Genomic DNA, 11,016 nt, shown 5'->3' with positions numbered 1-11,016 from the left:
CCCGCCCGCCCCGCCGCCCCCCGCCCCGGCGCCGCCCGGCGCTGCGGCTGTCGGACCCGATGAAGCGGCTCAACGCCGGGCTGCTGATCATCGCCTTCATCCTCTCGCTGTTCGCCGGACGGCTCGTGCAGCTCCAGGCCATCAAGGGCAAGGAGTACTCCGAGGCGGCGATCAAGATGCGGATGCGCGACATCGACCTGCCCGCCCGCCGCGGAATGATCATCGACGCCACCGGCGCGCCCCTCGCGATGACCCAGGACGCCTTCGGGATCTTCGCCGACCCCACGCGGATCGTGGCGGCCAGGCGCGACGAGATCGCCGCCCGGCTGGCGAGCGTCCTCGGGCTGAACCCCGCGGACGTCCTCAAGAACCTGACCCGCCCGAACACGATGTACGCCGAGCTGGCCCACCGGGTCGCGCCCGAGCAGGCCAAGCTGATCATGTCATTCAAGTACGCGGGGATCGGCACCGTCCCCGAGTCGCGGCGCGTCTACCCCGCCAACGCGGTGGCCTCCAACCTCATCGGCTTCGTCAACCAGGCGGGCGACGGCGGCAGCGGCCTGGAGTACCAGGAGAACAAGCTCCTCAAGGGCGCCGACGGCCACCAGCTCGTCGAGATCGGCCGCGACGGCCAGCACATCCCGATGGGCGACGGGCAGACCAAGAAGGCCGTCGCGGGCCAGGGCATCCAGCTGACGATCAACCAGGACATCCAGTGGAAGGCCGAGGAGCTGCTCGCCGCCGAGGTCAAGAAGGACAAGGCCGACTGGGGCACCGCGGTCGTGATGACGCCGACCGGGCAGGTCCTGGCGATGGCCTCCACCCCGACCTTCGACCCCAACCGCTACTCCAGGGCCTCCCTCGACGCCCTGAAGAACCGGGTGGTCCAGGAGCCGTTCGAACCCGGCAGCACCGGCAAGATCGTCACCGCGGCGGCCCTGCTGGAGCGGGGGCTCGTCACGCCGGAGTCGGTCTTCACCGTGCCCTACTGCCTGTACAAGTTCACCGAGAAGTTCTGCGACTCCCACCCGCACAAGACCCAGCGGCTGACGTTCTCGGGGATCCTCTCGGAGTCCAGCAACACCGGGACGATGCTGGCCAGCGAGCGGCTGTCGCAGGACGACATCTACGGCTTCCTGCGCGCGTTCGGCTTCGGGGAGAAGACCGGTATCGACCTTCCCGGCGAGACCGCCGGGCTGCTCAACCCGCCGGACAAGTGGAGCGGCACCGACCGCTGGCCGATCTCCTTCGGCCAGACGATCTCCGTGTCGTCGCTCCAGATGGCGAGCGTCTACGCGACCATCGCCAACGGCGGGATGCGCGTCCCGCCGACCGTGATCGCCGGGACCTACGACGGCCAGGGCAAGTTCCAGCCGGCGGCGCCCCCCGCGGCCCGCCAGGTGATCAGCCCGACCACCGCCCACGGGCTCACCTCGATGCTGGAGGCCGTGGTCAACCAGGGCACCGGCAAGAGCGCCAAGCTGCCCGGCTACCGGGTGGCGGGGAAGACCGGGACCGCGGAGCGCTACGACGACAAGCTCCACCGCTACCACGGCTACACGGGCATGTTCGCCGGGTTCGCCCCGGCCGACGATCCGCAGGTCGTCGTTCAGGTTGTCGTGCACAACCCGCAGAAGGACTACTACGGTGGCGACGTGGCGGCGCCGGTCTTCAGGGAACTGATGAACTTCGCCCTGCAGACCCAGAAGGTCCCGCCCACGGGGGGCACCGCGCCACCCCTGAAGTTGACCGCCGACTGAATCGGGTAGCCAACCCGGACGCCTCCGGCGGCATCACACACAGCGATGTCGGTTCGAGAAAGTACAACGATGCGTCCTACGAGTAACCCCGCACGGCCTCTGGTGGGGCTCACGGAGCGGATGGGCCTGCCGCCGGCCTTCGGCGAGGTCACCGGGATCACCCACGACTCGCGCAAGGTGCGTCCGGGCGATCTCTACGTGGCGCTGTCCGGAGCGAACTTCCACGGCGCCTCGTTCGCGGGGCAGGCGGCCAGGGACGGCGCGACCGCGATCCTGACCGACGAGCGGGGCAGGGAACTGTCGGAGGCGACCGGCCTGCCGGTGCTGCTCGTCCCGGACGTGCGGGCGGCGATGGGCGAGGCGGCCGCCTACGTCTACGGCGACCCCGCCCGGCGGCTGCTGCTCGTCGGCGTGACCGGGACCAGCGGCAAGACCACCAACGCCTACCTGCTGGAGGCGGGTCTCGCGGGCGCGGGGCTGCCGTCCGGGGTGATCGGGACGGTCGAGACGCGCCTGGCGGGGGAGCGGCTGCCCTCCGCGCTGACCACGCCCGAGGCGACCGACCTGCACGCGATCTTCGCGACGGCCGTGGAACGCGGCGTCGGCGCGATGGCGATGGAGGTCTCCAGCCACGCGCTCTCCCAGCACCGGGTCGACGGGGCGGTCTTCGACGTCGCCCTGTTCACCAACCTGTCGCAGGACCACCTCGACTACCACCCGACGATGCAGGACTATTTCGCGGCGAAGGCGAAGCTGTTCACCGCGGCGCACAGCCGGATCGGCGTGGTCAACCTCGACGACGTCTACGGCAGGCAGCTCACGGAGGTCGCCGAGGTGCCCGTCACGACCTTCTCCGCCGCGGGCGACCGCGGCGCGGACTGGTGGGCCGAGGACGTGCGCCTGGGCGCCGACGGCAGCGTCTTCCGGGTCGTGGGCCCCGGCGGGATAGAGGCCGACGCCTCGGTCGCCATCCCCGGGCCGTTCAACGTCGCCAATGCCCTCGGCGTGATCGTCACCCTGGTCGAGGCCGGGATCCCGCTGCACAAGGCGGCGGCGGGCGTCGCCGGGGCCCCGGGCGTCCCCGGCCGGCTCGAGAAGATCGACGAGGGCCAGGACTTCGTGGCGCTGGTCGACTACGCGCACAAGCCGGGGGCCGTCGAGGCGATTCTCACGACGCTGCGGCCGGTCACCCGTGGGAAGCTGATCATCGTGGTGGGCTGCGGCGGCGATCGGGACAAGGGCAAGCGCCCGCTGATGGGCGAGGCCTCGGCCCGCCTGGCCGACGTGGTGGTGCTCACCAACGACAACCCGCGCTCCGAGGACGGCCTCGCGATCGTCGGCGCGATGATCGACGGGGTGCTCAAGGTGCCCGAGTCCGAGCGCGCCGAGGTGATCGTCCATCTGGACCGGGCCGCGGCGATCCGCGAGGCCGTCTCCCGCGCGGTGCCGGGCGACGTCCTGGTCGTCGCCGGCAAGGGCCATGAGCAGGGCCAGTACGTGCAGGGGAGGGTCATCCCCTTCGACGACCGCGAGAAGCTCGCGCAGACCATCCGGGACCTGTCTTGATCGAAATCAGCCTGAGTGAGATCGCCGATCTCACCGGCGGGATGCTGCACGGGCCCGACGCCCGGATCACGGGACCCGTCGTGATCGACTCGCGGGAGGCGGTCCCCGGGGCGCTGTTCGCCGCGTTCGCCGGGGAGAAGGCCGACGGCCACGACCACGCCCCGGGCGCGGTGGAGCGGGGCGCCGCGGGCGTGCTGGGGCAGCGGCCGCTGCCGGGGCTGTCCGTGGTGGTCGTCGACGACGTCCAGGCGGCCCTCGGGGAGCTGGCCAGGGGAGTGCTGAAGCGGCTGCCGAAGACGACCGTGATCGGGATCACCGGCTCCTCCGGCAAGACCTCGACCAAGGACCTCATCGCCCAGGTCCTGGAGCGGCACGGCGAGACCGTCGCGACCCGCGGGTCGTTCAACAACGAGATCGGCCATCCGCTCACCGCGCTGCGCGCCGAGGCCACCACCCGGCACCTGGTCCTGGAGATGGGCGCCCGTGGCGTCGGTCACATCGCCTATCTCACCAGGATCTCGCCGCCGGACATCGCGGTCGTGCTGAACGTCGGCACCGCCCACCTCGGGGAGTTCGGCAGCCAGGCGGTCGTGGCCGAGGCCAAGGGCGAGCTCGTCGAGGCGCTGACGCTCGAGGGCACGGCGGTCCTCAACGCCGACGATCCGCTGGTGCGCACGATGGCCGCCCGCACGTCCGGGCGGATCGTCCTGTTCGGCCGCAGCCCCGAGGCCGCCGTCAGGGCCGCGGAGGAGTGGTACGACGAGGAGGGCAGGGCCAGGTTCTCCCTGGTCACACCGGAGGGGACGCTTCCGGTGTCGCTGCGCCTGCACGGCGCGCACGCCGTCCTGAACGCCCTGGCCGCCGCGGCCGCCGCCCGCGAGGCGGGGATGCCGCTGCACGAGATCGTGGCGGCGCTGTCGGAGGCCGTCCCGGTCAGCCGGTGGCGGATGGAGGTCACCCGGCGCCCCGACGGCCTGACGGTGATCAACGACGCCTACAACGCGAATCCCGAGTCGATGCGGGCCGCCCTGGACGTCCTCGCCCGCATGTCGGAGGGGCGACGCGCCGTAGCCGTGCTCGGTCACATGGCGGAACTCGGTGCCGCTTCCGTTGCGGAACACGAGAAGATCGGACAACATGCCGCGCGGAGCGGTGTCGCCTGCCTGATCGCGGTCGGGCGGGCCGCGGCGCCCCTACTGGAGGGCGCGAAGCAGGTGGGGTCATGGAACGGAGAGTGCGTGCAGGTGGATGACGTCGGTACGGCGGTGACCGTGCTGGGCGAACGGCTGAGGACGCAGGACGTGGTCCTCCTCAAGGGCTCCCGCGTCGCGGGCCTCGAGCGCGTCGCCCGGGCACTCGTTGAGGAGCCGCAAGCGTGAACAACGTCATCATCGCCAGTGGACTGGCGCTGATCATCGGTCTGCTCGGCACCCCGGTGTGGATCCGGCTCGTGACCCGCCTGGGCTACGGCCAGATGATCCGCGAGGACGGTGTCAGCACCCACCAGAGCAAGCGCGGCACGCCCACCATGGGCGGGACGGTCATCGTGATCGGCTCGCTGCTCGGGTACGGGGCCGCGCATCTGATCACGTGGACGGTCCCGACCATCTCGGCGGGGCTCGTGCTGTTCCTCATGACGGGCCTGGGCGTCGTCGGCTTCGTCGACGACTACATCAAGGTCTTCAAGCAGCGCAGCCTCGGCCTGCGCAGCCGCGCCAAGGCGACGGGCATCGTCATCGTCGGCGTGATCTTCGCGGTCGGGTGCCTCCAGTTCCCGAACAACATGGAGGTCACCCCGGCCGAGCCGAGCCTGTCGTTCCTGCGGGACTTCGGGCCCCCGATCGGCCCGTACCTGTTCGTGCTGTGGGCGCTGATCCTCATCCAGGGCGTGTCCAACGGCGTGAACCTGACCGACGGCCTCGACGGCCTCGCGTCCGGAACCTGCGGCCTGGTCCTGGCCGCGTATGTGATCATCGGCAACTGGCAGTTCCGCCAGGGCTGCGCCGACACCCTCGTGCAGCACTGCTATGAGGTCCGCGACCCCCTCGACCTCGCGGTCGTCGCCGCCTCGGTGCTCGGCGCCTGCTTCGGCTTCCTGTGGTGGAACGCCCCTCCCGCCAAGATCTTCATGGGCGACACCGGCTCGCTGGCCCTCGGCGGCGTCCTGGTCGGCCTGGCCATCACCACCCGGACCCAGTTCCTGCTCGCCATCCTCGGCGGCATGATCGTCCTGATCACGATGTCGGTCATCCTCCAGGTCGGCTTCTTCAAGATCACCAGCCGGATGGGCACCCCCAAGCGCCTGTTCAAGATGGCCCCCCTTCAGCACCACTTCGAGCTGTCGGGGTGGGCGGAGACCACGATCGTGGTCCGGTTCTGGCTGATCTGCGGACTGTGCGTCGCGGCCGGGCTCGGGCTGTTCTACCTGGAGTGGGTGCCGAAGTAGTGGACGTCAAGGGCAAGCACATCGTCATGGCGGGGCTGGCCACGACGGGCCTCCCCATCGCCCGGATCCTGGTCGGGATGGGCGCCCGGGTGACCGGCGTCGACTCCCGGCCGGAGATCGACGGCGCCGGCGAGCTGCGCGCCCTCGGCGTGGAGCTGCTGCTGGGCGAGGGCGCCGTGCTCCCGCCCGACACCGACCTGGTCGTGATCACGCCGGGCTGGCGGCCCGGGACCCCGCTGCCGCTGGCCGCCGAGGCGATGGGCGTGGAGGTCATCGGCGACGCGGAACTGGCGTGGCGGCTGCGCGGCCCCGGCGCCGCCCCCTGGCTGGCGTTGACCGGGACCAACGGCAAGACGACGGTCGTCCGGATGCTCACCTCGATTCTCCGGACGGCCGGATACGACGCCGTCGCCGTCGGGAACGTGGGGGAGTCGCTGGTCGAGGCCGTCGTGGAGGGCCACGACGTCCTCGCGGTGGAGCTGTCGAGCTTCCAGCTCCACTGGTCCTCGACCCTCGCCCCGCACGCCGCGGTGATCCTCAACCTCGCGCCCGACCACCTCGACTGGCACGGGTCCATGGAGTCCTACGGTGAGGCGAAGGCGAAGATCTTCGGCGCGGGGACCGTCCGGATCTGCAACGCCGACGACCCGGCGACGGTCGCGCTCGCGGGGGAGGACGCCATCGGCTTCACGCTGCTGACGCCCGCCCCGGGCGAGTTCGGCGTCGTGGAGGACCTCCTGGTCGACCGGGCGCTCACCGCGGACCCCGTCCGCGAGGCCGACCAGATCGCGGAATTGCGGGACATCGTCCCGTTCGCCCCTCACAACGTCGCCAACGCCCTCGCCGCCGCCGCCCTGGCCCGGGCCTTCGGGGTGCCGTCCGAGGTGATCAGCGACGGCCTGAAGGCCTTCCAGCCCGATCCCCACCGGATCGCCACCGTCGCGACGGTCCGCGAGGTCACCTACGTCGACGACTCCAAGGCCACCAACCCGCACGCCGCAGCCGCCTCCCTCGCGGCCTTCGAGAACATCGTGTGGATCGCCGGCGGCCTGCTCAAGGGGGCCGACATCGACGCGCTCGTCCGCGACGCCGCCCCGCGGCTGCGCGCGGCCGTCCTGCTCGGCGCCGACCGGGCGCAGATCGCCGAAGCACTCGCGCGACACGCGCCGAATGTCCCGGTGGTCGACGTGGCCGCCACTGACACTGGTGCGATGGACCTCGTGGTGACCGAAGCGGCCCGGCTCGCACAGCCGGGTGACACCGTGCTGCTCGCCCCCGCAGGGGCGTCGATGGACATGTTCCGCAACTACGGCGCGCGCGGCGACGCGTTCGCCGCAGCCGTGGGCCGCCTGACCGCCGACGAGCGGTGACCGTCACCGAAGAGGCGGCCGAGGAGACGCGCTTCAGCCCCCGTGCGCAGATCGCCGGGATGCTGAGCCTCCTCGACCGCCCGCTGACCTCGTACTACCTGATCCTCGGCTGCTCGATGCTGCTGCTGGCGCTCGGGCTGACGATGGTGCTGTCGGCGTCGTACGTGATCCAGCTGAACCTGACGGGGTCCCCGTTCACCCTGCTGATCCGCCAGGCGACCTGGGTCGCGATCGGCATCCCGATGATGATCGTCACCGCGATGCTGCCGGTGAAGGCGTTCCGCGTGCTGGCCTACCCGATCCTGCTGCTGTCGGTTCTGGCGCTGGTCCTGGTGCTGGTCCCGGGGCTCGGCACCAACGTCAACGGCGCGACGCGCTGGATCGACTTCGGCGGCGGGCTGCGGCTGCAGCCGTCCGAGCCGGCCAAGCTCGGTCTCGTCCTGTGGGGCGCGGACCTGCTGGCCCGCAAGGAGAAGCTGCGGATGCTGACCGACTGGAAGCAGCTGCTGATCCCGCTGATGCCCGGCACCGCGGTCGTGGTCATGCTCGTCATGCTCGGCAACGACCTGGGCACCACCCTGGTGCTGTTCACGGTCTTCCTGGCGCTGCTGTGGATCGTCGGCACGCCCGGACGCCTGCTGCTCGGCATGACCGGCCTGATCCTGATGCTGACCTCGATCCTCATCGTGGTCGAGCCCTACCGGTTCAAGCGCCTCACCGGCTTCCTCGATCCCTCCGGCGACCCGCTCAACGGGAACTACCAGGGCAACCAGGGCGTCAAGGCGATCGGCTCCGGCGGCATCTTCGGGACGGGCCTCGGCGAGGGCCGCTTCAAGTGGCAGTACCTCCCGCACGGCGACACCGACTTCATCTTCGCGGTCGTCGGTGAGGAGCTCGGCCTCATCGGCACCCTGATGGTCCTCGGGATGTTCGGCCTGCTCGCCTACGCGGGCCTGCGGATCGCCCGGCGCGTCCGGGACCCGTTCATGCGCCTGGCCGCCGCCGGGACCACGGCCTGGATCGTGGTGCAAGCCATCGTGAACATCGGGGCCGTCATCCAAGTCCTACCCATTACCGGCATTCCGCTTCCGCTGGTGTCCTACGGAGGATCCGCGCTCATCCCGACCCTGCTCGGGCTGGGCATGCTCCTGGCTTTCGCCAAGCGCGAACCCGGAGCCCGCCAGGCACTCGCGGCACGCGGTCCCGGACCGGTGGCCCGGGCCCTAAGCTGGCTGGGTCTCGGCCGAGCCCGCTGAACCCCCCTTTCGAAAGGTGTGCGCGCAATGAGGGTTGTCCTAGCCGGTGGTGGTACCGCCGGTCACATCGAGCCGGCGCTCGCTCTCGCGGACGCGCTGCGCCGCCTGGACCCCTCCGTGCAGGTCACCTGCCTGGGAACGGAACGGGGCCTGGAGACCACCCTGGTCCCGCAGCGCGGCTACGAGCTGGCGCTCATCCCGCCGGTGCCGCTGCCCCGCACCCTGACCCCGCGGCTGCTGGCCGTTCCCGGACGGCTGAACGGCGCGATCAACGCCGCCGCGGCCGTCCTCGACCGGTCGGGCGCCGACATCCTCGTCGGCTTCGGCGGCTACGTCGCCACGCCCGGCTACCTCGCCGCCCGCAAGCGGCATGTGCCGATCATCGTCCACGAGGCCAACCCCAAGCCCGGCCTCGCCAACCGGCTCGGCGCGCGCTTCACCCAGCACGTCGCGGTCTCCCACCACGACTCGCCGCTCCCGAACGCCAAGTTCGTCGGCATCCCGATCCGCCAGCAGATCGCCCAGCTCGACCGCCTCGCCATCGGCGACAAGGCGCGCAGCTACTTCGGCCTCGACTCCGACCTGCCGACCCTGCTGGTCTTCGGCGGCTCCCAGGGCGCCCGGTCGATCAACCGCGCCGCCACCGCCGCCGCGCCCGCCTTCCGCGCCGCCGGGATCCAGGTCCTGCACATCGTCGGCCGGAAGAACACCGAGGAGGCCGCGCCCGGCCGTCCCGGAGACCCGCAGTACGTGACCATCCCCTACTGCGACCGGATGGACCTCGCCTACGCCGCCGCCGACATCGCGATGTGCCGCGCGGGCGCCATGACCTGCGCCGAGCTCAGCGCCGTCGGGCTGCCCGCCGTCTACGTGCCGCTGCCGATCGGCAACGGCGAGCAGGCGCTCAACGCCCGGCCCATCGTGGACGCCGGCGGCGGCCTGCTCGTCGACGACGGCGCCCTCACCCCCGAGTGGATCTCCCAGTACCTGCTGCCGATCCTGCGCGACGCCGACTCGGTGGCCCGCATGTCGGAGGCGGCCGCGGGGATGGGACGCCGCGACGCCGACGTCGCCCTCGCCCGTATGGTCTTCGAAGTCGTCCGCGCCGGAAGGTAAGTGTTTTCGTGAGCCTGGTCAGCCCCGTCGAGGTCGTTCCCGCAGCCCAGCTGGGCAGGGTGCATTTCATCGCGATCGGCGGCGCCGGCATGTCCGGCATCGCCCGCATCATGCTCAAGCGGGGCATCGAGGTCTCCGGAAGCGACGCCAAGGACTCCGACCTGCTCGCCCAGCTCGCCGGGCTCGGCGCCAAGGTCCACGTCGGGCACGACGCCGCCCACCTCGGCGACGCCGACACCGTGGTCGTCTCCACGGCGATCCGCGAGTCCAACCCCGAGCTCGCCGCGGCGCGCGCCCGGGGCCTGCGGATCCTGCACCGCTCCGCGGCGCTCGCCGCGCTGATGGCCGGCCGTCGCGCCGTCGCCGTCGCCGGGACGCACGGCAAGACCACGACCACCTCGATGCTGACGGTCGCCCTCCAGGAGGCCGGGCTCGACCCGTCCTACTGCATCGGCGGGCAGCTCGTCACGACCGGCCTCGGCGCCGACGAGGGGACGGGCGACGTCTTCGCGGCCGAGGCCGACGAGAGCGACGGCTCCTTCCTCATGTACGCCCCGCACGTCGCGGTGGTCACCAACATCGAGGCCGACCACCTCGACAACTACAGCGGGTTCGACGAGGTCAAGTCGAACTTCGCGAAGTTCGTCAGCCGGATCGAGCCGGGCGGCACCCTCGTGGCGGGCGTCGACGACCCGGTCGTCAGGGAGCTCGTGGACTCCGCCGGGTCCGCCGGGTCCGCCGGGTCCGTCGAGGATCTGGGAATCCTCACCTACGGAGAGGCCGAGGACGCCGCCGTGCGCGTCTCCGGCTTCGCCGCCAGGGGCCTCGGCTCGACCTTCACCCTCACCGCCGGGGGAACGGAGATCGAGGTCGCGCTGTCGGTGCCCGGCCGGCACAACATGCTCAACGCCGCCGCCGTCGTGGCCGTCGGGATCGCCCTCGGCGTGCCCGCAGCCGCCGTCGCGGAGGGCCTGCGGAAGTTCGGCGGCGCGCGCCGCCGCCTCGAGCTCAAGGGCGAGGCCGGGGGAGTGGAGGTCTTCGACAGCTACGCCCACCACCCGACCGAGCTCACCGCCGACCTCGCCGCCACCCGCGGCTATCTCGAGGAGTCCGGCCGGCGGCGGATCGTCGCGGTCTTCCAGCCGCACCTCTACAGCCGCACCCGCTTCTTCGCCGCCGAGTTCGCCCAGGCGCTGTCCGGAGCCGACGTCGCGATCGTCCTGGACGTCTACGGCGCCCGCGAGGACCCCGAGCCCGGCGTGACCGGCGAGCTCATCTCCTCGGCCGTCCCCGCGGGCCCCGAGGTCCACTACCTCCCCGACTTCGCCACGGCCGCGGAGCGCGTCGCAGGGCTGGCCCGCCCCGGGGACATCGTCATCACCGCGGGCGCGGGCGACGTCACGACCCTCGGGCCCCGGATCCTGGACCTGCTCGCCTGACGCGCCGCCCGACACGCCCGCCCGACACGCCCGCCCGACGTGCGCGGCGAACGGGGAGGGCGG

General features: G+C 71.7%; 8 protein-coding genes. All 8 read left to right on the top strand.

What is annotated here, in order from left to right:
- Positions 1–59: 59 nt before the first annotated feature.
- The 8 genes from ABD785_RS33395 (at position 60) to murC (ending at position 10,953) form a co-directional block, all read left to right on the top strand.
- Positions 60–1,760: a peptidoglycan D,D-transpeptidase FtsI family protein gene (locus tag ABD785_RS33395; protein ID WP_486303552.1), complete on the top strand. Its 1,701-nt coding sequence runs from the start codon at positions 60–62 to the stop codon at positions 1,758–1,760.
- A 69-nt stretch (positions 1,761–1,829) separates the two neighbouring features.
- Positions 1,830–3,326 (top strand): UDP-N-acetylmuramoyl-L-alanyl-D-glutamate--2,6-diaminopimelate ligase, encoded by a 1,497-nt coding sequence (locus tag ABD785_RS33390; RefSeq protein ID WP_344836388.1) that lies wholly within the window; start codon positions 1,830–1,832, stop codon positions 3,324–3,326.
- Positions 3,323–4,705, top strand: coding sequence for a UDP-N-acetylmuramoyl-tripeptide--D-alanyl-D-alanine ligase (locus ABD785_RS33385; RefSeq protein ID WP_344836385.1), 1,383 nt, complete (start codon positions 3,323–3,325; stop codon positions 4,703–4,705). The genes ABD785_RS33390 and ABD785_RS33385 overlap by 4 nt, the downstream gene beginning before the upstream one ends.
- Entirely contained in the window at positions 4,702–5,772 is a 1,071-nt protein-coding gene (gene mraY, locus ABD785_RS33380) for a phospho-N-acetylmuramoyl-pentapeptide-transferase (protein WP_344836383.1), read from the top strand. The genes ABD785_RS33385 and mraY overlap by 4 nt, the downstream gene beginning before the upstream one ends.
- A 26-nt stretch (positions 5,773–5,798) precedes the next feature.
- Positions 5,799–7,142, top strand: a complete 1,344-nt coding sequence (gene murD, locus ABD785_RS33375) for a UDP-N-acetylmuramoyl-L-alanine--D-glutamate ligase (protein ID WP_344836395.1) — start codon at positions 5,799–5,801, stop codon at positions 7,140–7,142.
- Positions 7,139–8,398 (top strand): putative lipid II flippase FtsW, encoded by a 1,260-nt coding sequence (gene ftsW / locus ABD785_RS33370; protein WP_344836380.1) that lies wholly within the window; start codon positions 7,139–7,141, stop codon positions 8,396–8,398. The genes murD and ftsW overlap by 4 nt, the downstream gene beginning before the upstream one ends.
- A 27-nt stretch (positions 8,399–8,425) precedes the next feature.
- Entirely contained in the window at positions 8,426–9,514 is a 1,089-nt protein-coding gene (gene murG / locus ABD785_RS33365) for an undecaprenyldiphospho-muramoylpentapeptide beta-N-acetylglucosaminyltransferase (RefSeq protein WP_344836379.1), read from the top strand.
- Between the two features lie 8 nt (positions 9,515–9,522).
- The gene (gene murC / locus ABD785_RS33360) at positions 9,523–10,953 is read left to right on the top strand and encodes a UDP-N-acetylmuramate--L-alanine ligase (protein ID WP_344836377.1); all 1,431 of its coding nucleotides are present in this window, start codon (positions 9,523–9,525) and stop codon (positions 10,951–10,953) included.
- The last annotated feature ends 63 nt before the right edge of the window (positions 10,954–11,016 follow it).

It is taken from the genome of Actinocorallia longicatena (assembly GCF_039534125.1).
Taxonomy (GTDB): domain Bacteria; phylum Actinomycetota; class Actinomycetes; order Streptosporangiales; family Streptosporangiaceae; genus Actinocorallia; species Actinocorallia longicatena.
The sequence above is the reverse complement of the archived record's forward strand: the minus strand, read 5'-3'. Positions and strand labels throughout refer to the sequence as shown.